The following is a 26,110-nucleotide window of genomic DNA, read 5'->3' on the forward strand; positions in this document are numbered from 1 at the left end:
GGTAGGCCGTCCCCGGGCCGGGCGAGCGCAAAGCGTTCTCCTGCGCCGGACCGCCGCATCGTACCTTCGCCCTAGACCGGCCCGACGCTCCCCTCCATAACTATTATGATAAATTCGGGGAGTCCCATGCCAGAGGACAGTATCGCAAGGCCCCTCCCGCGCCGGTCGCGGCCCGTACAGGTCGCCGACCGGATCAAGGACTGGGTGGTGGAACGCGATCTCAAGACCGGCGCCCGGCTTCCCAGCGAGGCCGAGATGATCGCCCAGTTCGGCGTATCGAAGGGCACCGTCCGCGAGGCGATGCGCATCCTCGAGGCGCAGGGCCTTATCATCACCCGCACCGGCCCCGGAGGCGGCAGTTTCGTGGGCGAGGTGACGGCCGAACGCGCCAAGTCGCTTCTGGCCAACTACTTCTATTTCCAGCAGCTTTCGATCACCGACATCTACCAGATGCGCAAGATGCTCGAACCGGAGCTCGCCGCCTCGATGGCCGGGCGGCTGGAACGCTGGCAACTCGACGAGCTGCGCGAACTGGCCACGCGCCACGACCGTCCGGCGCAATCCCCCGAGGAGGAGCGCGACCAGCACGTGACCTCGCTCAGGTTCCACGAAAGGCTGGCCGAATTCGCGGGCAATCCGCTCCTGGGGTTCTGCGTGTCGTTCATGGCGCGGATTCTCGCGGACCTGACGGTTTACCGCCGGCTCTACGAGCCCCACAACGAGGAACTCTGGGCGCGCGGGCGGCAACACCAGATCGACCTTGTCGCGGCGCTGGAACGCGGGGATGCGGGCGCGGCCCGGGCCACCATGCGCTCGCACATGGAAGGCGCCGAGGAGATGATGCAGCGTCAGGAGGCGCAGGTCATGCGGCGCTTCATGGGATCGCCATGAGCGGCGCCCACCCGGCCGCCGCCCCAAGGATCACGACGGCGCACTCGACGGTGCGCGCGACGGGTCGTCGGCCACGGGCACGACGGTGAGCCAATCGGCATAGGGCGAGGTCCGTGCCGCCTTCAGAAGCAAGGACAAGGCGGTCAACGGGTCGTCGGAAAGATCGACCCTCAGATCGAGCGGCGGCGCGGAAGGGTGCAGCACGAGCAGCGCGGCAGAGCTCAGGCCGCGCGCGTCGCCCCCTGCGGTATCTGCAGCGGCCAGGGCGGCCAGGGCCCGCTCGGCCGGGTCGCCTTCGCCGTCCGACCAGGCCCCGCGCATCGCGGCGAGGACGGGCCCGTCCGACAACATGTTTCCGGCAACCACGAGGCCCGGCGCAGTCTCGTGCCGGGCTATCGGGACGGAGGAGGCCCCGGTGAAGGCCCCGGCCCGTCCGGCGGTGTCGAGCGCGGTCAGTTGCCGGTGGTCTCTTCCTTCATCCGCATCCGTGATCGCGGTGACGGCTTCGGCCGCCGACATTCCTTCGCCCATGAGGCGGAGGACCGCGTCGCGCCAGAGCGTCGAGGGTGCCGTGCCCTGCGAAGCTACCAGCCCGGCATCGAGCGCGCCCCGAATCACCCACCCCCCGACGCAGAGCGATCCGGTCGCGGCGGCGGCGACCAGGGCGCCTGTTTTTTCATCACGCGCGAGAAGCGAAAACGTCATGGGGCCTCCAGCTCACAATTGACTTGAATTTATCATGATCATTTGCCTCACTTCAATTCATCATGATAAATTCCGGCAGAGAGGAAAACCCATGAAACTGCTCTCCCTCACCCGGCGCTCCCTGCTCGCGGCGACCGCGGCGACGGCGCTGGCCCTTGGCGGCTTCACGGCCGCGGACGCGCAAACCCCGCCCGGCGTCCTCGTCGTCGGCCAGATCGCCGAGCCCCAGGCGCTCGATCCGCATGCCGTGACGGCGGTCAACGACTTCCGCATCCTGATGAACGTCTATGACGGGCTGGTGCGCTATGCTTCGGGCACGCTCGAGGTCGAGCCGGCGCTCGCCACCTCCTGGGAGATTTCCGACGACGGCACCGTCTACACCTTCACGCTGCGCGAGGGCGTCTCCTTCCATGACGGCAGCCCGTTCAATGCGGAGGCCGTGGTCTTCAACTTCGAGCGGATGCTGAACGACGATCACCCCTATCACGACACCGGCCCGTTCCCGCTGTCGTTTTTCTTCTCGTCGGTCCAGTCGGTCGAGGCGCTGGACGAGATGACGGTGCAGTTCACGCTCGATGCGCCCTACGCGCCGTTCCTGTCGAACCTCGCCTATCCCACGGGCCTCATCGTCTCGCCGGCCGCCGTGATGGAACACGGCGCGGACTTCGGCCGGAACCCAAGCGGAACCGGCCCCTTCGTCTTCGGCGAATGGCGCTCGAACGAGGCGGTCGTGGTGACCGCGAACGCCGACTACTGGGACGGGGCGCCGGCGCTGGAGGCCGTGGTCTTCCGGCCCATCACCGACGCCAACACCCGCACCGCCGAGATGCTCGCAGGCGGCATCGACGTGATGGTCGAGGTCCCGCCCGTCGCGCTGAGCGAGTTCCAGGGGGACGGGTTCACCGTGCATGAGCAGGCCGGCCCGCACGTCTGGTTCCTGATCCTCAACGCGCTCGAAGGGCCGTTCGCGGACGTCCGCGTCCGTCAGGCCGCGAACTACGCGATCAACAAGGAAGCGATCGTCAACGACGTTCTGGAAGGCACCGCCGATGTCGCCGCCGGCCCCACGCCGCCCGCCTTCGCATGGGCGTATAATGACGAGCTGGAACCCTATCCCTACGACCCCGACCGCGCCCGTGCGCTCCTGGCCGAAGCCGGTGTCGAGAACCCCGAGATCACCTTCTACGTGACCGAGGGCGGATCGGGCATGCTCGACCCCGTCGCCATGGGCACGGCGATCCAGGCCGACCTGGAGGCCGTGGGCTTCGACGTGACGATCGAGACCTACGAATGGAACACCTTCCTCGGGCAGGTGAACCCCGGGCTCGAGGGCAAGGCCGACATGGCCGAGATGGCGTGGATGACGAACGACCCCGACACGCTGCCCTACCTCGCGCTGCGCACGGCCGCATGGCCGCAGGAGGGCGGGTTCAACTCGGGCTACTATTCGAACCCCGAGGTCGACGCGCTGCTGGAAGAGGCCCGGACGGCGACCGACCAGGACCGCCGCGCCGAGCTCTACCGCCAGATGCAGGTCATCGTGCAGGAGGACGCGCCCTGGGTCTTCGTCGCCAACTGGGTGCAGAACGCGGTGACGAACGACCGCGTCGAGAACTTCCAGCTCGAACCCTCGTTCTTTCTCCTCCTCGACGAGGTCGTTAAGAACTGAGCTGAAAATGCCGGGGGCCACGAGGCCCCGGGCGGCCCGGGGGACAGGCGTCCTCCGGGCCGAATTTCTGGGGGAGTACGCCCGCGCGGAGGCCCAATGACCGGATACATACTCAAACGCCTCCTCTCGGCGATCCCCGTCCTGATCGGGATTTCCGTGATCGTCTTCCTGATCATGGCGATGATCCCCGGCGACCCGGCCACAGCGATCCTCGGCTCCTACGCGACGCCCGAGAACGTGGCCGCCCTGAACGAAGACCTCGGCCTCGATAAACCGCTCGTGCAGCGGTACTTCATCTGGCTCGGCAACATGCTGCAGGGCGATTTCGGGCGCTCCTTCGCGCTGAACCGCCCCGTCCTCGACGAGGTGATGGAGCGGTTCAACGCCACGCTGGTGCTGGCCGGAACCGCCTTCGTCCTGTGCTCCGTCTTCGGCATCGCCGCCGGTGTCATCTCGGCGGCGAACCAGTACGGGCTGGCGGACAAGGCGATCACCTTCGTGGTGCTTCTGGGCATCTCCATCCCGTCCTTCTTCCTCGGCATGATGATGATCCTGACCTTCGCGGTGAACCTGCGGTGGTTCCCGGTCTCGGGCATGTGGCCGATCTTCGGCGACCGGACGATCTGGGTCCTGATTGATCACCTCGCCATGCCCGCCACGGCGCTCGCCGTCGTCGCCACCGGCGTGGTCGCGCGGCTGTCGCGCTCGGCGATGCTGGAGGTGCTGCGGCAGGACTTCATCCGCACCGCGCGCGCCAAGGGCGTCCACGAGCGGCGCGTGATCTGGGGCCACGCGCTCAGGGCCGCGATGGTCTCGATCATCCCCGTCCTCGGCATCCAGGCGGGCTTCGTCCTTTCGGGCGCGGTCTATATCGAGATCGTGTTCCAGTGGCCGGGCGTGGGCCGGATGCTGGTCGACGCGATCCTGCGCCGCGACATCCTTCTGGTGCAGGGCGGCGTCGTCTTCGTCGCGGCCTGCTATGTGATGTTCAACATCATCGTGGACGTGGCCCAGAGCCTCCTCGACCCTAGGATCAAGACATGAGCGCCTTCCTGACGCTCCTCGCCCGGAACCGGCTGGCGCTTGGCGGGCTGATCGTGCTGTGCATCGTCGTGCTGCTGGCGTTGCTGACACCGCTCCTGCCGCTGAAGCCGCCGAACGTCACCGACACCGCCAGCCGCTTCCAGCCTCCGTTCTCAGAAGGCGCCCTTCTCGGCACCGACCATCTCGGACGCGACCTCCTCAGCCGGCTGATGTGGGGCACGCGCCTCAGCCTCGCCGTCGGCTTCTCGGCCGCCGTCATCGCGGCGACGCTGGGGGCGGCCATCGGCATCGTCGCGGGCTACTACGGCGGGCGCACCGACAACGTCATCATGCGCGGCGTCGACATGCTGATGGCGTTTCCCTACATCCTGCTCGCGCTGGCCATCGTCGCCGCCCTCGGCCCCGGACTGATGAACGCGCTGATCGCGGTCGCGGCCGTCAACATCCCCTTCTTTGCCCGGAACATCCGCGGGATCACCGTGGGGATCGCCAACAAGGAGTTCGTGGACGCCGCGAAGCTCGCGGGCATGTCGGACGCGAAGATCATCGTGACCGAGGTCCTGCCCAACGTGATCCCGGTCATCGTCATCGCCATGTCCACCACGGTGGGGTGGATGATCCTGGAGACGGCGGGCCTGTCCTTCCTCGGCCTCGGCAGTCAGCCGCCCGTGGCCGATCTCGGCTCCATGCTGGGCGAGGCGCGCTCGGCGCTCATCACCAACCCGCACACCTCCGTCGTGCCGGGCCTGATGATCCTGGTCATCGTCATGGCCATCAACCTCCTCGGCGACGGCGTGCGCGACGCGCTGGACCCGCGCCTGAAGTCGGGCGCCCTGTCGCGGCCGATGCCCGCGACGATGGTCAGGCGGGAGGGTCCGATCCCGCAGGCGCAAGGCGACGACCTGCTGGCGATCCGGGAACTGGAGACGCAGTTCCACGTAAAGGACCGGGTCTACAGGGCCGTGGGCGGCGTGGACATGAGCCTGCGCCCCGGCGAGTGCGTCGGCCTGATCGGCGAGAGCGGGTCGGGCAAGTCGGTGACCGCCCTTTCCGTCATGGGACTGGTCGCATCACCGCCCGGCGTCATCACCGGCGGCGCGGTCTACTACGAGGGCCGCGACATCGTCGGCGCCCCCTACGAGACGTTGCGCTCCATGCGGGGGCGGCGCGTGGCCTATATCTTCCAGGACCCGCTGGCGACGCTCCATCCGCTCTACACCGTGGGCGATCAGCTGATCGAGGCCGTCTCAAGCCACCGCCGCGTCGGCCGCGAGGAGGGGCGGGCACATGCCATAGACCTTCTGAAACAGGTCCGCATCCCCAACGCCGAAAACCGGATCGACAGCTACCCGCACGAGATGTCGGGCGGCATGCGGCAGCGCGTGGGCATCGCCATGGCGCTGGCCAACGATCCCGAGATCATCATCGCCGACGAGCCCACGACCGCGCTCGACGTGACCGTGCAGGCCCAGATCCTCACCCTTCTCAGCGACCTGCGGCGCGAGCGCGGGCTTGCGATCCTTTTCATCACGCACGATTTCGGCGTCGTGGCGCAACTCTGCGACCGGGTGGCGGTCATGTATGCGGGCCGCATCGTCGAGGAAGGACCGACCGACGCGATCCTGAACGCCCCCGCCCATCCCTACACCTCGAAGCTGATGGCCTGCGTGCCGGAACTCGGCGGCGGGCGCAGGCGGCTCGAGGCGATCCCGGGCCTGCCGCCCGCCGTCGACAGGCTGCCCGATGGTTGTGCCTTCGCCGATCGCTGCCACGTGGCGACGGAGGCCTGCCGGACAGGCGATATCCCCCTCGACCCGCACGGCCCCGCCCGGCGCGTCCGCTGCATCAACCCCGTCCTGGCGCCCAAGACGGAGGCCGCCCAATGACCGAAGCCCTGAAACTGACCGGCCTGAGCAAGGACTTTCCGGTCGGCAAGCGCCTGTTCGGCCCGCCGAAGGCCCTCGTGCGGGCGGTGCAGCCCGTGGACCTGACCGTGCAGAAGGGCGAGACATTGGGCATCGTCGGCGAGAGCGGCTGCGGGAAGTCGACGCTGGCGCGGATGCTGGTGGGCCTGCTCAGTCCGTCCTCGGGACGGATAGAGATCGAGGGGGAACCGCTCGACAACGCCAACCCGGCGGAGTTCGGCAAGAAGATCCAGTACGTGTTCCAGGACCCGATCAGTTCGCTCAACCCGCGCAAGACGATCCGTCAGATCATGGAGGCCCCGCTGAGGCACCTCCACGGGCTCGGGCCCGCCGCCCGTGCGGCCCGAATCTCCGAGATCTTCGCGGCGGTGAACCTGCGCGAGGAGTTCCTCGACCGCTATCCGCACGAGTTCTCCGGCGGACAGGCGCAGCGCATCGGGATCGCCCGCGCGCTCGCCGCGGACGCACGCATCCTGATCCTCGACGAACCGGTCTCGGCCCTCGACGTGTCGGTGCAGGCGCAGGTCCTGAACCTGCTGGCGGATCTCAAGGCCGAATTCAGGCTCACCTACCTCTTCATCAGCCATGACCTCGCCGTGGTCGAGGCCGTCAGCGACCGGATCGCGGTTCTGTATTTCGGCGCAGTCGTGGAGGTCGGCCCGGCGGCGGAGATCTTCGCAAACCCCCGCCATCCCTACACGCGACTACTGGCCGACAGCGCCCCGGTGGTGGGCCGACCGCTGCAGGCCCCGGAAGGGCGAGAGACAGAGCTTCCCGATCCGCTGAACCCGCCCCGGGGTTGCGCCTTCCGCGCCCGCTGCCCCCGCGCGGTCGAGCGTTGCGGCTTGGAGACCCCCGCGCTCGCCCCGGTATCGGAACGCACCGAGGCGGCCTGTTTCAATCCTGCTGACGGGTGATCGGCACTTGAGCGAGAGAGGCCGTGTCGCGGACCGGCAAGGGCATCGGTATCAGTTCCCGCGATCTGCCCGATGACCTGACGGCGGAGGAGGAAAGCCCAACGGCGGAGTGGCGTCGCGGTCATCCGATCATGGCGCGCAGCATCGCGAAGCCGCCGAAGGCGTTCGGCATCCATCAGGCCCGTGACGGGCATGGTCGGTTCTACCGCACAGGGGTCAGCTCCCTAAGCTGCTCCTCGCACTCGCGCGCCAGCTTCAGCCGGCGTTCATCGAACTTCCGGCCCGCCCTCACCGCTTCGATTTTCACCCGGCGCAGCGCGTCTGCATGGTCGCGCGTCCGCAACGAGCAGGTTTCCTCCCGCTGTCCGCAGGTGTCGATGATGTCCAGAGGGACGGCCGCACGGTGGCAGTAGACCGCCCCGCGACGATACAGACGAGTGTGTCCAGGCACTCTCTCAAGGCTCCTCACTGTAACACTTGAGCGTAACAGTTCTTGAGAAACACCATGAGAAATCAGCAAGTCACTGATCATGTTCCTGAAAGAGGGGGTTTGGTGGAGCCAAGGGGGGTCGAACCCCTGACCTCTTGCATGCCATGCAAGCGCTCTCCCAACTGAGCTATGGCCCCATCGCGGCGTGCCCGCCGACAGCGCCGGTGTCTAAGGAACGCTCCGGCGGAGTGCAAGAGAAAAGTCTCCCCCGATCCGGCCCCTTCGACGCCCGGATCAGCCGGGCCGACAGACACGAAAACGCGGGCCCGAGGGCCCGCGTTCGTTCCGCCGCATGTGTCGCGGCAAAAGCTCAGTCGTCGTCCGAAGCGACATCGGCCAGGTCGTCGAGTGCGACCGTGTCGGTGTCGTCGTCATCGTCGTCGAGCACGTCGTCGTCGTCGATATCGACGTCGGCGTCGTCGTCCTCGATCTCCAGATCGTCGTCGAGAACCAGATCATCCTCATCCTCGACCTTCGCCTTCGCACGTTTCGCGTCGGACCGGTCGGCGACGAGGCTGCGCCCGCCCTTTCCGGTATCCAGCACGACGACCTCGCCGGTATAGGGGCTCACGATCGGATCGCGGCCCAGGTCGTAGAAACGCTTACCGGTGGTGGGGCAAACGCGTTTGACGCCCCATTCCTCTTTGGGCATGACACCCCCTTCAATCATCGCTATCGAGAGAACTGCGGCCATCTGCCATACTGGCGGGAGCCTGTCAAAGCCTTTCCCGCCGGGCACGAGTGCGGCGGCGGCCCGTGCACGGAGGCGCGTGTTGTCCTCGAAACCGACCGTCTCGACCCATGTCCTTCCCGGAGACCCCCCGGTCGAGGTCGTTCTGCGCCGCAATCGCCGCGCCAAGCGCTTCTCGCTCAGGGTCTCGCGCACGGATGGACGCGTGTCGCTGAGCCTTCCGGCCTGGGCGCCGGAAGCCGAAGCCCTTGCCTTCCTGCACGACCGCGCCGACTGGGTGCGCCACCATCTCGACCGCGCCCCCGCGCCCCAGCTCGCCCGCATCGGTGCCTCCATTCCGGTCTGCGGGGTCCTTCGCCCCGTGATCGAAGGCGCGGGCCGGACTGCCCGCTTCGCCGATGGCACGATCCACGTGCCCGCCGGGCCGCGAGAGGGTCCTCGCCTGCGCGCCCTCCTGACGGCGCTGGCCCGCGAGCGCCTCTCGCGGGCCGTGGCGGTCCATGCGCAATCGCTCGGACGCGTTCCCGGCCGCCTGACGCTCCGCGATCCGCGCTCGCGCTGGGGAAGCTGTTCGGCACGCGGCGACCTGATGTTCTCCTGGCGCCTGATCATGGCGCCTCCGGCCGTGCTCGACTACGTCGCCGCGCACGAGGTCGCGCATCTCGCAGAGATGAACCACTCGCCCGCCTTCTGGAGCCTGTGCCGCAGGCTTTGCCCGGAGACGGACGCCCACAGGCGCTGGCTTCGCGCCCAGGGTCCAGCGCTCCTGGCCTGGAACTTCGACACCGAGAGGGAAGACCAGGCGCCATGCTGATGAACCCCCGCCCGACGGAGACCGGCGCCGCCGTGGCGCACGACCGGGTCTACCGCGCGCTCCGCACCCGGATCATGCACGGAGAGGTGGGCCCGGGCGAAGCGATGACGCTCCGTGGCCTCGGGCGCGAGTTCGGCGTCTCCATGACGCCCGCGCGCGAAGCCGTACGCCGGCTCGTTTCGGAAGGCGCTCTCTTTCTCTCGGCCTCGGGCCGCGTCTCCACGCCGGAACTTTCGAATGAAAGGATCGAGGAGCTGGCCGCGATCCGGGCGCTTCTGGAACCCGAGCTTTCGGCGCGTGCCCTGCCCCGCGCCCATCCCGCGCTCATCGACCGGATGGAAACGATCAACGCAACGGTCGGTCAGGCGGTCGCCCGACGTGACGCGGTGGGCTACATCCGCGCGAACCTCGAGTTCCACAGGACCCTCTATCTCCGCGCGCAGGCCCCCGCGATGCTCGCCCTGGCCGAGACCGTCTGGCTGCAACTCGGGCCCACCATGCGCGCGCTCTACGGCCGTCTGAACCGGACCGAACCACCGCAGCATCACCGCCTGATCCTCGCCGCCCTCAAGGCCGGCGACGAGCCCGGCCTGCGCCTCGCCGTCCGTGCCGACGTGACCCAGGGCCTGCGCCTGCTCGCGGCCTGAACCGCCCCTTCATCTTTCCAGAAATACGCACGCGTCCCCGGGACGCGAGCGCCCCGCGGGGCTCGATGCCCTGCGGGGCGCTGCCGGTCCCGCGGACCCTCAGCTGTGGATCGGCCCGTCGCCGCAGGCCAGCGCCGCCTCGCGCACGGCCTCGGAATAGGTCGGGTGCGCGTGGCAGGTCAGTGCGATGTCCTGGGCCGCGGCGCCGAATTCCATCGCGACGCAGATCTCGTGGATCAGGTCGCCCGCCATGGGCCCGATGATATGCGCGCCGAGGATGCGGTCGGTCTCCTTGTCGGCGAGGATCTTCACGAATCCGTCGGCGGCGAAATTCGCCTTCGCGCGCCCGTTGCCCATGAAGTTGAACTTGCCGACCTTGTAGGCATGGCCGGCCTCCTTGAGGCTCTCCTCCGTCGCGCCCACGCTGGCAACCTCGGGGTGGGTGTAGATCACGCCGGGGATGACGCCGTAGTTCACGTGGCCATGCTTGCCGGCGATTACCTCGGCCACCGCCATGCCCTCGTCCTCGGCCTTGTGGGCGAGCATGGGGCCCGCGATGCAGTCGCCGATGGCATAGACGCCGGGGACGGAGGTCGCCCAATGCGCGTCGGTCTCGATCTGGCCGCGGCCCGACATCTTCACGCCCAGCGCCTCGAGACCGAGGCCGTCGGTGTAGGGCCGCCGCCCCGTGGCGACCAGCACCACGTCGGCGTCCAGCGTGGCCTCGCTGTCGTCCTTGCGCAGCTTGTAGGTGACCCTCGCCTTGGTCTTCGTCGCCTCGACCTTCTGCACGGCCGCGCCGAGCGTGAAGGACAGGCCCTGCCGGGCGAGAAGGCGCTGGAAGGTCTTGGAAACCTCGGCGTCCATCCCGGGCGTGATGTGGTCGAGATATTCGATCACCTGCACCTCGGTCCCGAGCCTGGCATAGACCGAGCCGAGTTCCAGCCCGATGACGCCCGCGCCGATGACCACCATCTTCCTGGGAATCTTCGGCAGGGACAGCGCGCCCTCGGAGGTCACGACGACCTTCTCATCGATCTCGATGCCGGGCAGCGCAGAAGGTTCCGAGCCGCTGGCCACGACAATGGCCCTGGCCTCGTGCACCTCGTCGCCGACCTTGACGCGGCCGGCCTCGGGGATCGAACCCCAGCCCTTCAGCCAGTCGATCTTGTTCTTCTTAAAGAGGAACTCGATGCCCTTGGTGTTCTGGCCGATGACGTCGTCCTTGTAGGCCTGCATCTGCGTCCAGTCGACCGAGGGCGCCTTTCCCTTGAGGCCCATCTTCGCGAAGTTGTGCTCCGCCTCGTGAAGCTGGTGGGAAGCATGCAGCAGCGCCTTCGACGGGATGCACCCGATGTTGAGGCAGGTGCCGCCCAGGGCCTCCCGCCCCTCGACGCAGGCGGTCTTCAGTCCCAGCTGCGCGCAGCGGATGGCGCAGACATAGCCTCCGGGGCCGGAGCCGATGACGATGACGTCGTAACTAGCCATGGGATTGGTCCTTCTGGTCGGTGTCGGAGCCGGGGGCGCTGCCCCCGGACCCCCGGCGTATTTTTTGAAAGATGAAGATCACAGGAGAGCGGCTATGAGCATGATGAGCGTGGCGATCCAGCCCAGGGCCCAGACCAGGCTGCGCCAGGGGACCAGGCCGAAGACGTAGGCCGGCACGTAGGCGACGCGCGCGGCAAGGTAGATCCAGGCGCAGGCGGCGGTGAGGCCGGTGCCCTGGCCCGAAACCGAGATCACCGTGGCGGCTATGCCGAAAAGGATCAACCCCTCGAAATGGTTGTTCATCGCCCGCTGGACGCGGCCCGGCGTGCCGGTCAGCTCGACCTTGCGGTCGCGGGGCGAGAGCGCGGCCCTGGTCCCCGCCTGTGCATTGCCCGCGACGGAATAAAGCAGCATCTGCCCGCATTGCAGCAGGGCGGCGAGGGTCAGGACGGTCAGCTCGGGGGTCATGCGACACCTTCTGCAAGCGAGGCCGGCGGGCTGCGCGCCACCCGTGATGGGCGGAGGGCAGCCCGCCTTGGGCCCTCAAAGATCCATCAGCAACCGCCGCGGATCCTCCAGCGCGTCCTTCACGCGCACAAGGAACGTGACCGCGCCCTTGCCGTCCACGATCCGGTGGTCGTAGCTCAGCGCGAGGTACATCATCGGGCGGATCACGATCTGGCCGTTCACGACCATCGGTCGTTCCTGGATCTTGTGCATGCCGAGGATGCCCGACTGCGGCGGGTTCAGGATCGGCGAGGACATGAGCGAACCGTAGACGCCGCCGTTCGAGATGGTGAAGGTTCCGCCCTGCATCTCGGCCATGGAGAGCTTGCCGTCCCGGGCGCGGCGGCCCTTCTCGGCGATCGCCTTCTCGAGGCCGGCGAAGCTCATCTGGTCGGCGTCCCGGATCACCGGCACGACGAGGCCCTGCGGGGTCCCCGCCGCGATGCCCATGTGGACGTAGTTCTTGTAGACGATGTCGGTGCCGTCGATCTCGGCGTTGACCTCGGGAACCTCCTTCAGCGCATGGACGCAGGCCTTTGTGAAGAAGGACATGAAGCCCAGCCGGACGCCATGCTTCTTCTCGAATTCGTCCTTGTACTGGTTCCGGAGCGCCATCACTTCGGTCATGTCCACCTCGTTGTAGGTGGTCAGGATCGCAGCGGTGTTCTGGGCATCCTTGAGACGCCGCGCGATGGTCTGGCGCAGGCGGGTCATCTTCACCCGTTCCTCGCGCTCGGCGTCCTCGGCTGCGACCGGCGCACGCGGCGCGGCGGCGGGCGCCGAAGCGGGGGCCGTGGCGACAGGTGCCGGGGCGGCCGCGGCGCGCATCACGTCCTCCTTCATGATCCGTCCGTCGCGGCCGGTGCCCCGCACCGAAGCCGGATCGAGGCCTTTCTCGGCCATCAGCTTCTCGGCGGAGGGCGCGTTGGCGACATCCCGGTCCGAGGCGACGGGCGCTTCCGCCGCGGCTGCGGGGGCGGCGGAGGCCGCGGGGGCCGGCGTGGTGGCCGCTCCGGCGCCGCCGATCACGGCGAGCTTGCCGTTGGCCTGCACGGTCGATCCCTCGGCCGCGACGATCTGCGTCAGCGTGCCGGAGGCCGGCGCGGGCACCTCGACCGAGACCTTGTCGGTCTCGAGCTCGCAGAGCATCTCGTCCTGCGCGACGGTGTCTCCGACCTTCTTGAACCAGGTGGCGACGGTCGCCTCGGTGACGCTTTCACCCAGCGTCGGAACCATCACGTCGACATTGCCACCGCCGGTCTTTTCCTCGGCGGCCGGCTGCGCCGGGGCCGGGGCGGCGCCCGCACCTTCGTTCAGCGTCGCAAGAAGCGCGTCGACGCCGACGGTCTCGCCCTCGGCCGCGACGATCTCGCCCAACGTTCCGGCGGAGGGCGCCGGGACCTCGACTGTGACCTTGTCGGTCTCCAGTTCGCAGAGCATCTCGTCGGCGGCCACCTTGTCGCCCGGCTTCTTGAACCAGGTTGCGACCGTCGCCTCGGTAACGCTTTCGCCCAGGGTGGGCACGCGGACTTCAATGGACATTGCGGATTACCCTTCGATGGTCAGCGCTTCGTTCACGAGCGCGGTTTGTTGTGCCTTGTGCATGCTGGCAAGCCCCGTCGCCGGCGAGGCGCTGGCGGCGCGGCCCACGTAGCGAGGGCGTTTGTGCGTGGCGCCGATCCGGGTCAGCACCCATTCGATATTGGGCTCGACGAAGGTCCAGGCGCCCTGGTTCTTGGGCTCCTCCTGGCACCAGACGATCTCGGCGCCCTTGAAGCGCTCCAGTTCCTTCATCAGCGCGAGCGCCGGGAAGGGATAGAACTGTTCGAGCCGCAGGAGATAGACGTCGTCGATGCCACGGGCGTCCCGTTCTTCCAGAAGATCGAAGTAGACCTTGCCCGACGAAATCACGACGCGCCGGATCTTGTCGTCCTTGGCCAGCGTCGTCTCGGAATGCCCCTTCTCGGCGTCGTCCCAGAGGACACGGTGGAAGCTGGAGCCGGTGGTGAAATCGGCGGCATCCGAGATCGCCAGCTTGTGCCGGAGAAGCGACTTCGGCGTCATCAGCACGAGCGGCTTGCGGAAGGAGCGGTGCAGCTGCCGGCGCAGGATGTGGAAGTAGTTCGCGGGCGTCGTGCAGTTGGCGACGATCCAGTTGTCCTCGGCACACATCTGCAGGAAGCGTTCGAGCCGGGCCGAGGAGTGTTCGGGGCCCTGCCCCTCGAAGCCGTGCGGCAGGAGCATGACGAGGCCCGACATCCTGAGCCACTTGCGTTCGCCCGAACTGATGAACTGGTCGAACATGATCTGCGCGCCGTTGGCGAAGTCGCCGAACTGCGCCTCCCACATCACCAGGGAATTCGGCTCGGCCAGGGAGTAGCCGTACTCGAAGCCGAGAACCGCGTATTCCGAGAGCATCGAGTCGATGACCTCGTAGCGTGCCTGCCCTTCGCGGACGGCGTTCAACGGGTAGTACCGGTCCTCCGTCTCCTGGTCGATGAAGGCCGAATGGCGCTGACTGAAGGTGCCGCGCGTGCTGTCCTGTCCGGCAAGGCGAACCGGGTAACCCTCGGTCAGGAGAGACCCGAAGGCGAGTGCCTCGGCCGTGGCCCAGTCGAAGCCCTGGCCGGTCTCGAACATCTGCGCCTTGGCCTCGAGCTGCCGGGCCACCGTCTTGTGCAGGTTGAAGCCTTCGGGCGCCGTGGTCAGCGCACGGCCGATCTCGGCCATGGTCTCGGGCTTTATGGCGGTCTCGCCGCGCTGGTATTCCTCGCCTTCGCGGTCGAGATGGCTCCAGCGTCCGTCGAGCCAGTCGGCCTTGTTCGGCTTGTAGTCCTTGCCGGCCTCGAACTCGGAATTCAGGTGCGCCTGGAAGGCCGCCTTCATGTCCTCGATCTCGCCCTCCGGGATCAGTCCGTCCTTCACCAGCCGCTCGGTATAGAGTTGCAGCGTGGTCTTCTGCGTCTTGATCTTCTTGTACATCACCGGGTTGGTGAACATGGGCTCGTCGCCCTCGTTGTGACCGAACCGGCGGTAACAGAACATGTCGATGACCACGTCCTTGCCGAATTTCTGGCGGAACTCGATGGCGACCTTGGCGGCGTGAACCACGGCCTCCGGGTCATCTCCGTTCACGTGGAAGATCGGCGCTTCCACCATCAGGGCGATATCCGTCGGATAGGGCGAGGACCGCGAGAAGTGCGGCGCGGTCGTGAAGCCGATCTGGTTGTTCACGATGAAGTGGATGGTGCCGCCGGTGCGGTGGCCGCGCAGGCCCGACAGGCCGAAGCCTTCCGCCACGACGCCCTGGCCCGCGAAGGCCGCGTCACCATGCAGAAGGACGCCCACGACCTGCCTGCGCTCGGTGTCGCCCATCTGGTCCTGTTTCGCGCGGACCTTGCCCAGAACGACGGGGTTCACCGCCTCGAGGTGCGAGGGGTTCGCCGTCAGCGACAGGTGAACGGAATTTTCGTCGAAAATCCGGTCGGAGGACGCGCCGAGGTGATATTTCACGTCGCCGGAGCCGTCCACGTCCTCGGGCTTGAAACTGCCGCCCTGGAACTCGTTGAAGATCGCGCGGTAGGGCTTGGCCATCACGTTGGCGAGCACCGAGAGGCGGCCGCGGTGCGGCATGCCGATGACGATCTCCTTCACGCCCAGCGCGCCGCCGCGCTTGATGATCTGCTCCATCGCGGGAATGAGGCTTTCGCCGCCGTCGAGCCCGAAACGCTTGGTGCCCATGTACTTGACGTGCAGGAACTTCTCGAAGCCCTCGGCCTCGACCATCTTGTTCAGGATCGCCTTCCGCCCCTCGCGGGTGAAGGCGATCTCCTTGCCGTAGCCTTCGATCCGCTCCTTCAGCCAGGCGGATTGCTCGGGGTCGGAGATGTGCATGTACTGCAGCGCGAAGGTGCCGCAATAGGTGCGCTTCACGATGTCGAGGATCTGCCGGATCGAGCCGTGCTGAAGGCCCAGAACGTTGTCGAGGAAGATCGGCCGGTCCATGTCGGCCTCGGTGAAGCCGTAGGATTTCGGGTCGAGCTCGGGATGCGGGGTCTGGTCGCGCATCCCCAGCGGGTCGAGATCGGCGACGAGGTGGCCCCGGATCCGGTAGGCGCGGATCAGCATGAGCGCGCGGATCGAGTCGAGCACGGCGCGCTGGATCTGGGTGTCGGTAAGCTCGACACCCTTCTCGGCGGCCTTCTCCTTGATCTTGCGACCGGCCTCCTTGACCTCGGCGGCGGCGGCCGGCCACTCACCGGTCAGCGCGTTCGTCCAGTCATCGGCAGGCTGCGGCGGCCAGTCGGCGCGTGCCCAGGAGGGTCCCTGCGCCTCTGCCTGCGCCTCCGCCGGTGCATCGCCCAGCGTCGCGAAGAACTGCCGCCAACCCTCGTCGACGGCATTGGGGTCCTGCGCGTAGCGGGCATAGAGCTGTTCGAGGTATTCCGCGTTGTGCCCCTGCATGAAGGAGGACGCGTGGAACTGGTCGTTGGGGGATTGCTCGGTCATTGCTCGGAATCCTCTGTCGAGGGAGTGAAATGAAGGTGTCGCGGAAGCGCGGTCATTGCGTCGCCTCCGCGTCCAGGACGACCCGGATCAGCAGGCCCTCGTGGGCCGAAAGCCCGGGCAAGGCCCCGGGCAAGGTGCGCACGCCGCGAACCGAGAGCGTGCCACCCCCGGCAAGCGGTGTGTCGGGAATGCCGGCGCGCGTGACGGTCGGGCCGGCCACGGAAAGTCCGACCTCCGACCAGATGTCGAACAGCCGCGAGGTCAGCGGATCGCCCGACGCCGCCGCCAGCCAACAGGAGATGCGCCGGCGTCCGTCTGCGGCGCTGTCGCCGCCGATGAAGAGCACCTGCTGTCCGCGCACCAGGATGTTGCGGCCGCGGGTCATGTCGTCCCAGACCCGCACCTGTTCGGCCCGGCGTCCGGCCGCATCCGTGGCGTCCGCATAGTCGAAGCCCTCGAAAGCCAGCGGCAGAAAGGCGTCCGACAGCCACGCGAGGGCCGCCCCGCGCGCGTCATCGGCGATCGGTTGCCAACCCAAGGCGCCCAACTCGGCGAGGTAGCGCGACGGATCGAAATGAGTGGCGAGACAGGGCTCCACACCGTCCATCTGCGGCGCCTGCGCCCGGGCGGGGAGCGACAGGAACAGCATCGCCGCAAGGGCGAAAAGACTTGCCGCGCCAATGGCATGGGCTGCGCGCCATACCCTTCGCCAGAGCCTCCGGTCCTTCATTGGCACCCCCCGGTCAGCAGCCTGTGCGGCCGATGGCCAACCGCATCGGCGCGGCCTGCATCCGCTCGGGACAGCCGCTTGCGCAGGCCGCCCAGGGAAGGACCGCGCTCCGGGCACTGGCGCCCGGCGGCGTTGGCGTTACATTCGGCCTTGGGGGCCTTTCTGTCGGGCCGACAATGACAGCTCAGAAAACCATCCGGGTATTCCGCAAGGGAGCGATCCGATACATCGCCCCCGTTCTGGCCAGGCTCGAGGGCATCGATCCCGACGCGGCCCGCCTCAGAATGCTGTTCGCGCTGCTCGAACTGGAGGGGCCGGAACGGAATGTCTGGGACGGCCCGATCTTCATCCATGTGCCCAAGGCGGCCGGGTCCAGCATCCTGTCGACCGGCGTGAGATGGACGAAGGGCCACAAGCCGCTTTCGTTCTACCTGCGCCACAAGCCGCGCGACCGCGACATGCCGCACACCTTCGCCGTCGTCCGCCATCCCATGAGCCGCTTCATCTCGGCCTACTATTTCCTGAGGAAGGGCGGCCTGAACGCGCATGACGCGGATTGGGCGCGCCGGAACATTCCTCCGGACATGACCCACAACGACTTTGCTCGGCATCTGGCCGGACGGCCCGACCTGCTCCGCCAGATGCATCTGAGGCCGCAGGTGGACATGCTGAAAGCGCCCGACGGAGCGATCGGCGTCGACCGCATCATTCGTTTCGAGCGGCTGGCCGAGGAATGGCCGGCCTTCGCGGCCGAGCACGGATTGTCCGCCGACCTGCCACGCAAGAACGTCAACGCGCCCGCGACGTCTTCCCTCCCCCGCACGACCGAGGAGTGCCGCGCGCTTGTCGCGTCGATCTACCGGGACGACTTCGGGCTTCTTGGATACGACCCCGCGACCGACGCCTGACGCCGGGCAATGCCCGGCGTAGCTGTTGGGGTCGCATTGTGGGCGCTCGCGCGGCGTCATGGCTCAACCAATGGCTTTCAGAACCGCCTCGCCCAGCGTTGCGGGGCTGTCGGCAACGACGATGCCTGCGGCTTTCATCGCCTCGATCTTGTCTTCGGCGCCGCCCTTGCCGCCTGCCACGATGGCGCCCGCATGGCCCATCCGACGTCCCGGAGGCGCGGTGCGTCCGGCGATGAAGCCCGCGGTCGGCTTCCAGCGGCCGCGCTTCTTCTCGTCGGCGAGGAACTGTGCCGCCTCTTCCTCGGCCGAGCCGCCGATCTCGCCGATCATGATGATTGCCTGCGTCTCGTCATCGGCGAGGAACCATTCCAGCACGTCGATATGCTCGGTCCCCTTGATCGGGTCGCCGCCGATGCCGACGCAGGTCGACTGGCCGAGACCGACATCCGTCGTCTGCTTCACCGCCTCGTAGGTCAGTGTGCCCGAGCGGGAGACGACGCCCACCTTGCCGCGCTTGTGGATGTGACCGGGCATGATCCCGATCTTGCAGGCATCCGGCGTGATGACGCCGGGGCAGTTCGGGCCGATGAGGATCGACTTCGACCCTTCCAGCGCGCGCTTGACCTTCATCATGTCGAGAACCGGAATGCCCTCGGTGATGCAGCAGATCAGCTCCATCTCGGCGTCGATCGCCTCGAGGATCGAGTCGGCGGCAAAGGGCGGCGGCACGTAGATGACCGTCGCATCGGCGTCCGTCGCGTGCTTGGCCTCGTGAACCGAGTTGAACACGGGCAGATCGAGATGGGTCATGCCGCCTTTCCCGGGCGTCACGCCACCAACCATCTTGGTTCCGTAGGCGATGGCCTGCTCGGAATGGAAGGTGCCCTGGCTGCCGGTGAAGCCCTGGCAGATCACCTTGGTGTTTTCGTCGACGAGTACGGCCATGCGTTCTGTCCTTCAGTTCTGGTCTTCGGACGGCTCCAGCCGTTCCACGTTGATGAATGTCTCGGTGCCGTTGGGGCCGGGGCGGGTGCCGACCTGCACCACGGCGATGCGGTTGGGGTTGAGGAACCGGGCCGCCACGAAGGACGCCCCGTCCTGCACCGCGAAGTCCCCGGGAACCGGCGCCTCGTCGAGGATGCCCTCGCGCGACAGTCCGGCCCGCACCGCGTCGATGCCAGCCTCCACATGCGCCCCGTCGAATGCCACTTCGCAGCGCCGGTCGGTGCCCGGCGTCACGGGGCGCCCGCCGGGTTCGGACACAGCTGCGCCCGTCCGGAACGGCCGCAGGTCGTAGAAATCGACACGGGCCGGCGCGAGGCGCTCGGCCGCCGTTTCCCCGGTCAGGAGCGGCGAGAAGCAATGGGCCGCGAAAGCGTCGGGCGCCGTGTCGTGCGACGCGGCCAGCACGCGACCGGCCACGATCACGAGGAAGAGCGCGATCGCACCGATATGGAGCACGGCCCAGAGGCCCGCGCCCCGCGGCGCTTCGGCCGCCCTCTCCTCGATATGTGCGCGTTCGACCATCGTCCCGGGCCTTCAGCCCCTAACCGCCGCCACGATCTTTTGGGCGCCGTCCTTGAGGTCGTCGGCCGCGATCACGGCGAGGCCGGAGGAGTTGATGATCTCCTTGCCCTTCTCGACATTGGTCCCTTCCAGCCGGACGACCAGCGGGACCTTCAGCCCCACTTCCTTCACCGCCGCGATAACGCCTTCGGCGATGATGTCACAGCGCATGATGCCGCCGAAGATGTTCACCAGGATGCCCTTCACGTTCGGGTCCGACGTGATGATCTTGAAGGCCTCGGTGACCTTCTCCTTCGTGGCGCCGCCACCGACATCGAGGAAGTTGGCGGGTTCCGCACCGTAGAGCTTGATGATGTCCATCGTCGCCATGGCGAGGCCCGCGCCGTTGACCATGCAGCCGATCTCGCCGTCCAGCGCGATGTAGTTCAGGTCATGCTTGGAGGCGGCGAGTTCCTTGGGGTCCTCCTCCGTCTCGTCGCGCAGCGCGGCGATGTCGGGGTTGCGGTAGATCGCGTTGCCGTCGAAACCGAGCTTGGCGTCGAGCACCTTGAGGCTGCCCTCGTCGGTGACGATCAGCGGGTTGATCTCAAGCATCTCCATGTCCTTCTCGACGAAGGCCTTGTAGAGGATGCCCATCAGGTTCACGCATTCCTTGACCTGCTTGCCCTCGAGCCCGAGCGCGAAGGCGATGCGGCGGCCGTGGAAGGCCTGGTAGCCGGTCGCCGGATCGACGGCGAAGGACAGGATCTTCTCGGGGCTGCGCGCCGCGACTTCCTCGATGTCCATGCCGCCCTCGGTCGAGCAGACGAAGGAGATGCGCGAAGTCCCGCGGTCGACGAGGAGCGCGAGGTAGAGCTCGCGCGAGATCCCCGAGCCATCTTCGATATAGACGCGGTTCACCTGCTTGCCCGCCGGACCCGTCTGGTGCGTCACCAGCGTGCGGCCCAGCATCTTCTTGGTCTCGGCCTCGGCCTCTTCCACCGACTTCGCCAGGCGCACGCCACCCTTGTCGCCCGCGTCGGCCTCCTTGAAGTGGCCCTTGCCGCGCCCGCCGGCATGGATCTGGGCCTTCACGACCCAGAGCGGACCGTCGAGTTCGCCGGCGGCGGTCTTCGCTTCTTCGGCTCGCAGAACCACCCGGCCGTCGCTGACCGGGGCGCCGTACTGACGCAGAAGCGCCTTCGCCTGGTATTCATGAATGTTCATGAAACTGTCCCGTCGTTGGTGGTGTTTCGACCCGCTTAAGCACAACCCATGCGCGCAATAAAACGGCATTCTGCCGCAGCGGCGGGCTTTTCCCGAAAAAAGCGACATTTGTGATCACAGGCCGAAAAAGTGTGATCACAAGATTGCCGGGAAATCAGTATGCAATGGCATGCCGCCGCGACTCACCCGGGCGTCAGCCGCGTGCGGCACGCTCCGCGATCTGCAGCATGAGCCGGGTCGCAAGGGCCATGTCCTGCACCGAGACGTATTCGAGCGGCCCGTGAACGTTCTGCATGCCGGTGAAGAGATTCGGACAGGGCACACCCATTTCCGTCAGCCGCGAGCCGTCGGTGCCGCCGCGGATGACCGTCTCGACGGGTTCGACACCCATCTCGCGGCAGGCGTCCCGCGCAAGGTCTACCGGCGTCATGTCGTCTTCCAGCCAGTAGCGCATGTTCCGGTACTGAGGCGTGATCTTCACGTCGATCCGCGCGCGCGGCTCGGTCGCGGCGATGGCCTCGCAGACCTGCCGCACCAGCGCGCCCTTGGCGGCGAGGCCCTCGCGCTCGAAATCGCGCAGGATGAAGCGGACGACCATCTCGGCCGCACTGCCCTTCATGTCGACGGCATGGATGAAGCCTTCGCGCTCGGCGGTGGTCTCGGGCGTCATGGTGGCCTGCGGCAGCGTGTCGACGATGCGCGCGGCGAGATGGATCGCGTTCACCAACTTGCCGGTCGCCTCGCCGGGATGGATCGAGACGCCGGTGACGGTGACGACGCAGAAGTCGGCCGAGAACGTCTCGTAGACTACTTCGCCGGCGTCACCACCGTCGAAGGTATAGGCGAAGTCGACGCCCAGATCCTTCGGCAGGCGTTCATCGACGCCGCGCCCGATCTCCTCGTCGGGCGTGAAGGCGAGGCGGATCGTCGGTCGGGGAAGATCCGGGTTCTCCAGAAGATGCCGCGCCGCGGTCATGATGATCGCCACCCCGGCCTTGTCGTCCGCCCCGAGCAGCGTGGTGCCCGAGGCGGTCACGATATCCTCGCCGACCTTGCCCGCGAGATAGGGGAAATCCTCGGGCGACAGGACAAGGGAGGGATCGTCGGGAAAGCTGATCGCGCCGCCGTTGTAGCCACGGATCACCCGCGGCTTCACGCCGGTCGCGTTGAACTGCGGCGCGGTGTCGACATGGGCAAGAAAGCCGATGACGGGTCCGGGGGCGTTGCCCGGGATCGTGGCAATGACCGTCCCGTAGTCGGTCTTCGTGATGTCCGCCGCGCCGATGCTCTCGAGTTCCCCGACGAGAAGGTCGAGCATGTCGTGCTGCACCGGCGTCGATGGCGTGGCCATGCTGTCGATGTCGGACTGGCTGTCGATGGCGGCATAGCGGCAAAGCCGCGTTTCGAGTTCCGCGTCGAAATCGGCGCTCATCCTGACCTCCGCTGCGTCATCATGCGACCAGTGGCACATGTCGCGCGGGCGACGTCAACGGGACAGGGCGGAAAACGCGTGTTTTCCGCCCCGAGAAACCGCAGGTCTTCTGCCTTATGCGAGGCTTTCGTCGATGCCCTTGCAGGCGTCGACAAGGCCCTTAACCGCCGCGACCGAGCTGTCGAACATCGCCTGTTCGTCCTTGGTCAGGTTGATTTCGACGATCCGCTCGATGCCGCCGGCACCGATCACCGTGGGCACGCCCACATAGATGCCCTTCAGGCCGAAGACGCCGTCACACCACGCCGCACAGGGCAGGACGCGCTTCTGGTCCTTCAGGTAGGCCTCGGCCATCTCGATGGCGCTGGTCGCGGGCGCGTAGTAGGCCGAGCCGGTCTTCAGGAGGCCCACGATCTCCGCGCCGCCGTCGCGCGTGCGCTGCACGATCGCGTCGAGCTTTTCCTTCGTGGTCCAGCCCATCTCCACGAGGTCCGGGAGCGGGATGCCCGCCACCGTCGAATAGCGGACCGAAGGAACCATCGTATCGCCATGGCCGCCCAGGACGAACGCGGTCACGTCCTTCATCGACACGTCGAACTCCTCGGCGAGGAAGTGGCGGAAGCGTGCGCTGTCGAGCACGCCGGCCATGCCGCAGACCTTGTGCGCGGGCAGGCCCGAGAACTGCTGCAACGCCCAGACCATCGCGTCGAGCGGGTTGGTGATGCAGATCACGAAGGCGTCTGGCGCGTGGTCGCGGATGCCTTCGCCCACGGACTTCATCACCTTGAGGTTGATGCCGAGCAGGTCGTCGCGGCTCATCCCCGGCTTGCGCGGAACGCCGGCGGTGACGATGCAGACATCCGCCCCCGCGATGTCGGCATAGTCGTTGGTGCCCTTGAGCTTCGCGTCGAACTTTTCGGAGGGTCCGCTTTCGGCGATGTCGAGCGCCTTGCCTTGCGGAACCCCCTCGGCGATGTCGAACAGAACGACGTCGCCCAGTTCCTTCAGCGCGGCGAGATGGGCGAGAGTGCCCCCGATCTGCCCCGCGCCGATCAGCGCGATCCTGGGTCTGGCCATGAGATTGATCTCCAAGTCCCTCGTTGATATCGGCGCGAGGGGTAGCCGCGCCCTGTCTCCCGCGCAAGCCCGGGCGCGCGCGGCGGAAAGCCCCAGCCGCACGCACGCAGCGGCAAGGCACTGGTCAAGACGTTGCGATGCTTGGGGAAAGGAACGGCCTTGCTTGAAGGTTGGGTATTCGTGCTGGCGGCCGCGGGAGCGTTCCTTGCCGGTGTCTCCAAGGGCGGTTTCGGCGGTTCGCTGGGCTTTGCGAGCTCCGCGATTCTCGCGGTCGTCGTGGATCCGGGCATCGCGCTCGCCCTGATGCTGCCGGTCCTCATGGCGATCGACCTCGCGGCGGTGCGGACCTACTGGGGCCGATGGCACGCCCCTTCGGCGCGCGCGATCCTGACAGGGGCCGTGCCAGGGCTGGCGCTCGGCACCGCGCTGTTCTTCATCGTATCGGCGGATTCGATCCGGGTTATCATCGGTTTCATCGCCGTCGGCTTCGTCGCCTTCCGCATCGCTCGCACCCGCGGCTGGATCGCGCCGCGTCCCCGCCCCTTCGATGCGACCAAGGGGCGGATCGCCGGCCTCGCCGTCGGCTTCACCAGCTTCGTCGCCCATGCCGGAGGACCGCCCTTCGCCATGTTCATGCTGGGACAGGACGGGATCGGAAAGACCCAGTACCATGCGACGTCGGTCATGGTCTTCTGGGTGGTCAACGCGCTGAAGGCGGTGATCTACACGGTGATCGGCCTCTTCACGCTGTCGACGCTTGGCATGTCGATGCTGATGATCCCCTTCGCACTGGCGGGCACGTATGTCGGCGTACGCGCCCATGGCCTGATCTCCGAGCGCGCGTTCTTCACCGTCGCGCAGGCCGCCCTTCTGCTGACGGGCGGCAAGCTTCTGTGGGACGGCCTGACCTAGAGCGCCTCGCCGACGGGCGCGCGCGCCATTGTTTCGAAGTGTTCGCCCGAAGCGATCAGGCAGGTGATGCCGGACACCGATGTGACGGTGATCGTCCAGGTGCCCGTTTCCTCCGAGGCGTAGACCTCGATGATCCGGTTGTCCGCCGACAGACCCATGCCGCGCAGCGTTTCGCCGTAGCGGGTCCTGAGGTGGTCCACCACCTGTTGCCGCGCGCCGCAGGCGGCCTGTGCCGTTGCCATCCTCGGCAATATCGCCGCCGGGATCGCCGCCAGTGCGAGGATTGCGGCGACGGCGGGAAAAGTCGGTCGTGTCATGGGTCCGCCTTTCGTGTTGGGAGTGCGGACCCGCCCCGGCGGCGGACACGCGCATCCGGCTCGGGGAATGCGCCGGTCGCATTCCGGGCCGCGAATGCGGCGGAGAATGACCGGCGATCCATGAACCGTGCCATGGACATGGTTAACGGGCCGTGAACCCCCGCGCCTTCGCATGCGCAACAATATTCTTCTGCAGCGCGGCAAATTGGAACTTGATTTCGCGCTGTGGGCGTGTTTCCAAGCCCGTCACGTGCCAGAATACCCGCTGACGGAGTCTTCCCATGGATCACCGCGCCCGGCCCTTCCGCTCGGTCCTCTACATCCCCGGCTCCAAGCCGCGCGCGCTGGAAAAGGCGAAGACGCTGGCGGCGGACGCGATCATCTTCGACCTCGAGGATGCCGTCGCCGCCGAAGAGAAGCCTGCCGCGCGGATGCTGCTGGCCGAGACACTGGCCGCCGGCGGATATGACCCGCGCGCCTGCATCGTCCGGATCAACGGCTTCGATACCGAGTGGGGCGACGCAGACCTCGACGCCATCGCCGCGATCGGACCCGAGGCGATCTTGCTGCCCAAGGTGAATGGCCCGGCCGACGTCGAGGCGCTGTCCGCCCGGCTCGACGCCCGGCCGCAGACGCGGGAGACCGTCATCTGGGCGATGATGGAAACGCCCCTCGGCATCCTGAACGCCGCCGCGATCGCCGCCGCCCCGCGCATGGCGGGCTTCGTGATGGGCACGAACGACCTGGCCAAGGAACTCGGCGCCCGCAGCCGAACGGCGATGACGACGTCGCTGCAGATATGCCTGCTGGCCGCCCGAGCACACGGCCTCGTCTGCGTCGACGGCGTCTACAACGCTTTCCGCGACGAGGAGGGGCTGGAGGCCGAGTGCGCCGAGGGGCGCGATTTCGGCTTCGACGGCAAGACGCTCATCCACCCAGCACAGATCGCCATCGCCAATGCCGCCTTCGCGCCCTCCCAAGACGAGCTCGACCTCGCGCGCCGGCAGATCGAGGCCTATGAGGAAGCGCTCCGGGAGGGACAAGGCGTCGCGGTCGTGGACGGAAAGATCGTCGAGAACTTGCATGTCGACACCGCGCGCGCGACGCTGGCAAAGGCACAGGCAATAGCGGCACTGGAGGCGGCTTGATGGGTTACGTCCTACTGATAATCGGCATCGCGCTCTGGAGTGGCGCGCACCTGTTCAAACGCCTGGCGCCCGCGCGACGGGCGGAGATGGGCGACAAGGGCAAGGGGCTGGTGGCGGTCCTGCTGCTCGCGTCGATCGTCCTGATGGTCATCGGCTTCCGAAGCGCGAATGTCGTGCAGGTCTGGTTCCCGCCGTCCTTCATGATCCACATCGCGAACCTGCTGGTCCTCATCGGCTTCTGGTTCTTCGCGCTCAGCGCGATCCCCGGCAAGCTTTCGGCGCGCGTGCGGCACAAGCAGCTGACCGGCGTGAAAAGCTGGGCGGTCGCGCACCTGCTGGTAAACGGCGATCTTGCTTCGATTCTGCTCTTCGGCGGGATGCTGGCCTGGGCGGTGGTCTCGGTCATCCTCATCAACAAGGCCGAACCGACATGGGAGCGGCCGGCAAATGCAAGCGTCGGGAAAGACGTGCTGGCATTCTTCGTCGGCGCGGTCCTTTACGGGGTCGTGGCCGCGATCCACACTTGGCTTGGCTACTACCCGTTCCCGGTCTGACG

The 26,110-nt window shown here is 67.3% G+C and carries 25 protein-coding genes and 1 tRNA gene; 11 read left to right on the forward strand and 15 right to left on the reverse strand.

All coding sequences use genetic code 11. The annotated features are described in order from the left end of the window. Positions 1 to 126 precede the first annotated feature (126 nt). Complete coding sequence (locus N8I71_RS00065) at positions 127 to 891, forward strand: FadR/GntR family transcriptional regulator (protein ID WP_262875876.1); 765 nt, start codon at positions 127 to 129, stop codon at positions 889 to 891. A 30-nt stretch (positions 892 to 921) separates the two neighbouring features. Here N8I71_RS00065 and N8I71_RS00070 read toward each other — a convergent pair whose 3' ends face one another. Continuing rightward, positions 922 to 1,596 carry a DUF1028 domain-containing protein gene (locus tag N8I71_RS00070; protein ID WP_262875877.1) on the reverse strand — a complete coding sequence of 225 codons (675 nt, stop codon included), beginning with the start codon at positions 1,594 to 1,596 and terminating at the stop codon, positions 922 to 924. Between the two features lie 91 nt (positions 1,597 to 1,687). Here N8I71_RS00070 and N8I71_RS00075 point away from each other — a divergent pair, with 91 nt between their 5' ends. From N8I71_RS00075 to N8I71_RS00090, 4 genes are all read left to right on the forward strand, one after another. Beyond that, complete coding sequence (locus tag N8I71_RS00075) at positions 1,688 to 3,265, forward strand: ABC transporter substrate-binding protein (RefSeq protein ID WP_262875878.1); 1,578 nt, start codon at positions 1,688 to 1,690, stop codon at positions 3,263 to 3,265. Between the two features lie 96 nt (positions 3,266 to 3,361). Beyond that, positions 3,362 to 4,309: an ABC transporter permease gene (locus tag N8I71_RS00080; protein ID WP_262875879.1), complete on the forward strand. Its 948-nt coding sequence runs from the start codon at positions 3,362 to 3,364 to the stop codon at positions 4,307 to 4,309. Next, positions 4,306 to 6,195 carry a dipeptide/oligopeptide/nickel ABC transporter permease/ATP-binding protein gene (locus N8I71_RS00085; protein WP_262875880.1) on the forward strand — a complete coding sequence of 630 codons (1,890 nt, stop codon included), beginning with the start codon at positions 4,306 to 4,308 and terminating at the stop codon, positions 6,193 to 6,195. Before N8I71_RS00080 ends, N8I71_RS00085 begins: the two co-directional genes overlap by 4 nt. Continuing rightward, complete coding sequence (locus N8I71_RS00090) at positions 6,192 to 7,151, forward strand: ABC transporter ATP-binding protein (RefSeq protein ID WP_262875881.1); 960 nt, start codon at positions 6,192 to 6,194, stop codon at positions 7,149 to 7,151. The genes N8I71_RS00085 and N8I71_RS00090 overlap by 4 nt, the downstream gene beginning before the upstream one ends. A gap of 202 nt (positions 7,152 to 7,353) precedes the next feature. Here N8I71_RS00090 and N8I71_RS20600 read toward each other — a convergent pair whose 3' ends face one another. The 3 genes from N8I71_RS20600 to N8I71_RS00105 form a co-directional block, all read right to left on the reverse strand. Beyond that, positions 7,354 to 7,683 (reverse strand): DUF6538 domain-containing protein, encoded by a 330-nt coding sequence (locus tag N8I71_RS20600; RefSeq protein WP_406676052.1) that lies wholly within the window; start codon positions 7,681 to 7,683, stop codon positions 7,354 to 7,356. Between the two features lie 19 nt (positions 7,684 to 7,702). Beyond that, positions 7,703 to 7,778: transfer RNA gene (locus N8I71_RS00100), tRNA-Ala, on the reverse strand. Between the two features lie 173 nt (positions 7,779 to 7,951). Then, positions 7,952 to 8,293: an FYDLN acid domain-containing protein gene (locus N8I71_RS00105; RefSeq protein WP_262876342.1), complete on the reverse strand. Its 342-nt coding sequence runs from the start codon at positions 8,291 to 8,293 to the stop codon at positions 7,952 to 7,954. Positions 8,294 to 8,411: 118 nt separating this feature from the next. Here N8I71_RS00105 and N8I71_RS00110 point away from each other — a divergent pair, with 118 nt between their 5' ends. Both N8I71_RS00110 and N8I71_RS00115 read left to right on the forward strand, forming a co-directional pair. Further along, positions 8,412 to 9,146, forward strand: coding sequence for a M48 family metallopeptidase (locus N8I71_RS00110; RefSeq protein ID WP_406676053.1), 735 nt, complete (start codon positions 8,412 to 8,414; stop codon positions 9,144 to 9,146). Then, the gene (locus tag N8I71_RS00115; RefSeq protein ID WP_316249051.1) at positions 9,140 to 9,793 is read left to right on the forward strand and encodes a GntR family transcriptional regulator; all 654 of its coding nucleotides are present in this window, start codon (positions 9,140 to 9,142) and stop codon (positions 9,791 to 9,793) included. The genes N8I71_RS00110 and N8I71_RS00115 overlap by 7 nt, the downstream gene beginning before the upstream one ends. Positions 9,794 to 9,892: 99 nt before the next feature. Here N8I71_RS00115 and lpdA read toward each other — a convergent pair whose 3' ends face one another. The 5 genes from lpdA to N8I71_RS00140 form a co-directional block, all read right to left on the reverse strand. Then, a complete protein-coding gene (gene lpdA / locus N8I71_RS00120) occupies positions 9,893 to 11,281 on the reverse strand; it encodes a dihydrolipoyl dehydrogenase (protein ID WP_262875885.1) in 1,389 nt (462 codons plus the stop codon). 78 nt (positions 11,282 to 11,359) lie between these two features. Next, complete coding sequence (locus tag N8I71_RS00125; RefSeq protein ID WP_262875886.1) at positions 11,360 to 11,749, reverse strand: MAPEG family protein; 390 nt, start codon at positions 11,747 to 11,749, stop codon at positions 11,360 to 11,362. A 75-nt stretch (positions 11,750 to 11,824) separates the two neighbouring features. Beyond that, on the reverse strand, positions 11,825 to 13,330 hold the full coding sequence (gene odhB, locus N8I71_RS00130) for a 2-oxoglutarate dehydrogenase complex dihydrolipoyllysine-residue succinyltransferase (RefSeq protein WP_262875887.1): 1,506 nt from the start codon (positions 13,328 to 13,330) through the stop codon (positions 11,825 to 11,827). A gap of 6 nt (positions 13,331 to 13,336) precedes the next feature. After that, on the reverse strand, positions 13,337 to 16,297 hold the full coding sequence (locus N8I71_RS00135) for a 2-oxoglutarate dehydrogenase E1 component (RefSeq protein WP_262875888.1): 2,961 nt from the start codon (positions 16,295 to 16,297) through the stop codon (positions 13,337 to 13,339). Positions 16,298 to 16,349: 52 nt separating this feature from the next. After that, positions 16,350 to 17,027 carry a hypothetical protein gene (locus N8I71_RS00140; RefSeq protein WP_262875889.1) on the reverse strand — a complete coding sequence of 226 codons (678 nt, stop codon included), beginning with the start codon at positions 17,025 to 17,027 and terminating at the stop codon, positions 16,350 to 16,352. Between the two features lie 32 nt (positions 17,028 to 17,059). On the opposite strand from N8I71_RS00140, the gene N8I71_RS00145 reads away from it, so the two are divergent. Beyond that, positions 17,060 to 17,935, forward strand: a complete 876-nt coding sequence (locus N8I71_RS00145) for a sulfotransferase family protein (protein WP_262875890.1) — start codon at positions 17,060 to 17,062, stop codon at positions 17,933 to 17,935. A gap of 63 nt (positions 17,936 to 17,998) precedes the next feature. Here N8I71_RS00145 and sucD read toward each other — a convergent pair whose 3' ends face one another. The 5 genes from sucD to mdh all read right to left on the reverse strand — a co-directional run bounded on the left by sucD (position 17,999) and on the right by mdh (position 23,177). Continuing rightward, positions 17,999 to 18,880, reverse strand: coding sequence for a succinate--CoA ligase subunit alpha (sucD, locus tag N8I71_RS00150; RefSeq protein WP_262875891.1), 882 nt, complete (start codon positions 18,878 to 18,880; stop codon positions 17,999 to 18,001). Between the two features lie 12 nt (positions 18,881 to 18,892). Continuing rightward, a complete protein-coding gene (locus N8I71_RS00155; RefSeq protein ID WP_262875892.1) occupies positions 18,893 to 19,462 on the reverse strand; it encodes a succinyl-CoA synthetase subunit beta in 570 nt (189 codons plus the stop codon). Between the two features lie 12 nt (positions 19,463 to 19,474). Further along, positions 19,475 to 20,668, reverse strand: coding sequence for an ADP-forming succinate--CoA ligase subunit beta (gene sucC, locus N8I71_RS00160; protein WP_262875893.1), 1,194 nt, complete (start codon positions 20,666 to 20,668; stop codon positions 19,475 to 19,477). A 193-nt stretch (positions 20,669 to 20,861) separates the two neighbouring features. Beyond that, positions 20,862 to 22,100: a peptidase T gene (pepT, locus tag N8I71_RS00165; RefSeq protein WP_262875894.1), complete on the reverse strand. Its 1,239-nt coding sequence runs from the start codon at positions 22,098 to 22,100 to the stop codon at positions 20,862 to 20,864. Positions 22,101 to 22,214: 114 nt separating this feature from the next. Further along, complete coding sequence (gene mdh / locus N8I71_RS00170) at positions 22,215 to 23,177, reverse strand: malate dehydrogenase (RefSeq protein ID WP_262875895.1); 963 nt, start codon at positions 23,175 to 23,177, stop codon at positions 22,215 to 22,217. A gap of 159 nt (positions 23,178 to 23,336) precedes the next feature. Between mdh and N8I71_RS00175 the strand changes: the two genes are divergently transcribed. Further along, complete coding sequence (locus N8I71_RS00175; RefSeq protein WP_262875896.1) at positions 23,337 to 24,089, forward strand: sulfite exporter TauE/SafE family protein; 753 nt, start codon at positions 23,337 to 23,339, stop codon at positions 24,087 to 24,089. On the opposite strand, the gene N8I71_RS00180 is transcribed toward N8I71_RS00175, so the two are convergent. Further along, entirely contained in the window at positions 24,086 to 24,406 is a 321-nt protein-coding gene (locus N8I71_RS00180; RefSeq protein WP_262875897.1) for a hypothetical protein, read from the reverse strand. The genes N8I71_RS00175 and N8I71_RS00180 overlap by 4 nt on opposite strands. A 281-nt stretch (positions 24,407 to 24,687) precedes the next feature. On the opposite strand from N8I71_RS00180, the gene N8I71_RS00185 reads away from it, so the two are divergent. After that, positions 24,688 to 25,554 (forward strand): HpcH/HpaI aldolase/citrate lyase family protein, encoded by an 867-nt coding sequence (locus N8I71_RS00185; protein WP_262875898.1) that lies wholly within the window; start codon positions 24,688 to 24,690, stop codon positions 25,552 to 25,554. Then, the gene (locus tag N8I71_RS00190; RefSeq protein WP_262875899.1) at positions 25,554 to 26,108 is read left to right on the forward strand and encodes an NnrU family protein; all 555 of its coding nucleotides are present in this window, start codon (positions 25,554 to 25,556) and stop codon (positions 26,106 to 26,108) included. The genes N8I71_RS00185 and N8I71_RS00190 overlap by 1 nt, the downstream gene beginning before the upstream one ends. The last annotated feature ends 2 nt before the right edge of the window (positions 26,109 to 26,110 follow it).

Source organism: Roseicyclus sediminis, assembly GCF_025515305.1.
In the GTDB taxonomy this organism is placed as follows: Bacteria; Pseudomonadota; Alphaproteobacteria; order Rhodobacterales; family Rhodobacteraceae; genus Roseibacterium; species Roseibacterium sediminis.

Excerpts from the sequence above, each read along its gene's own strand:
- N8I71_RS00065 (WP_262875876.1), top strand. The coding sequence starts at position 127 with ATGCCAGAGGACAGTATCGCAAGGCCCCTCCCGCGCCGGTCGCGGCCC.
- N8I71_RS00070 (WP_262875877.1), bottom strand. The coding sequence starts at position 1,596 with ATGACGTTTTCGCTTCTCGCGCGTGATGAAAAAACAGGCGCCCTGGTC.
- N8I71_RS00075 (WP_262875878.1), top strand. The coding sequence starts at position 1,688 with ATGAAACTGCTCTCCCTCACCCGGCGCTCCCTGCTCGCGGCGACCGCG.
- N8I71_RS00080 (WP_262875879.1), top strand. The coding sequence starts at position 3,362 with ATGACCGGATACATACTCAAACGCCTCCTCTCGGCGATCCCCGTCCTG.
- N8I71_RS00085 (WP_262875880.1), top strand. The coding sequence starts at position 4,306 with ATGAGCGCCTTCCTGACGCTCCTCGCCCGGAACCGGCTGGCGCTTGGC.
- N8I71_RS00090 (WP_262875881.1), top strand. The coding sequence starts at position 6,192 with ATGACCGAAGCCCTGAAACTGACCGGCCTGAGCAAGGACTTTCCGGTC.
- N8I71_RS20600 (WP_406676052.1), bottom strand. The coding sequence starts at position 7,683 with ATGATCAGTGACTTGCTGATTTCTCATGGTGTTTCTCAAGAACTGTTA.
- N8I71_RS00105 (WP_262876342.1), bottom strand. The coding sequence starts at position 8,293 with ATGCCCAAAGAGGAATGGGGCGTCAAACGCGTTTGCCCCACCACCGGT.
- N8I71_RS00115 (WP_316249051.1), top strand. The coding sequence starts at position 9,140 with ATGCTGATGAACCCCCGCCCGACGGAGACCGGCGCCGCCGTGGCGCAC.
- lpdA (WP_262875885.1), bottom strand. The coding sequence starts at position 11,281 with ATGGCTAGTTACGACGTCATCGTCATCGGCTCCGGCCCCGGAGGCTAT.
- N8I71_RS00125 (WP_262875886.1), bottom strand. The coding sequence starts at position 11,749 with ATGACCCCCGAGCTGACCGTCCTGACCCTCGCCGCCCTGCTGCAATGC.
- odhB (WP_262875887.1), bottom strand. The coding sequence starts at position 13,330 with ATGTCCATTGAAGTCCGCGTGCCCACCCTGGGCGAAAGCGTTACCGAG.
- N8I71_RS00135 (WP_262875888.1), bottom strand. The coding sequence starts at position 16,297 with ATGACCGAGCAATCCCCCAACGACCAGTTCCACGCGTCCTCCTTCATG.
- N8I71_RS00140 (WP_262875889.1), bottom strand. The coding sequence starts at position 17,027 with ATGAAGGACCGGAGGCTCTGGCGAAGGGTATGGCGCGCAGCCCATGCC.
- N8I71_RS00145 (WP_262875890.1), top strand. The coding sequence starts at position 17,060 with ATGGCCAACCGCATCGGCGCGGCCTGCATCCGCTCGGGACAGCCGCTT.
- sucD (WP_262875891.1), bottom strand. The coding sequence starts at position 18,880 with ATGGCCGTACTCGTCGACGAAAACACCAAGGTGATCTGCCAGGGCTTC.
- N8I71_RS00155 (WP_262875892.1), bottom strand. The coding sequence starts at position 19,462 with ATGGTCGAACGCGCACATATCGAGGAGAGGGCGGCCGAAGCGCCGCGG.
- sucC (WP_262875893.1), bottom strand. The coding sequence starts at position 20,668 with ATGAACATTCATGAATACCAGGCGAAGGCGCTTCTGCGTCAGTACGGC.
- pepT (WP_262875894.1), bottom strand. The coding sequence starts at position 22,100 with ATGAGCGCCGATTTCGACGCGGAACTCGAAACGCGGCTTTGCCGCTAT.
- mdh (WP_262875895.1), bottom strand. The coding sequence starts at position 23,177 with ATGGCCAGACCCAGGATCGCGCTGATCGGCGCGGGGCAGATCGGGGGC.
- N8I71_RS00180 (WP_262875897.1), bottom strand. The coding sequence starts at position 24,406 with ATGACACGACCGACTTTTCCCGCCGTCGCCGCAATCCTCGCACTGGCG.
- N8I71_RS00185 (WP_262875898.1), top strand. The coding sequence starts at position 24,688 with ATGGATCACCGCGCCCGGCCCTTCCGCTCGGTCCTCTACATCCCCGGC.
- N8I71_RS00190 (WP_262875899.1), top strand. The coding sequence starts at position 25,554 with ATGGGTTACGTCCTACTGATAATCGGCATCGCGCTCTGGAGTGGCGCG.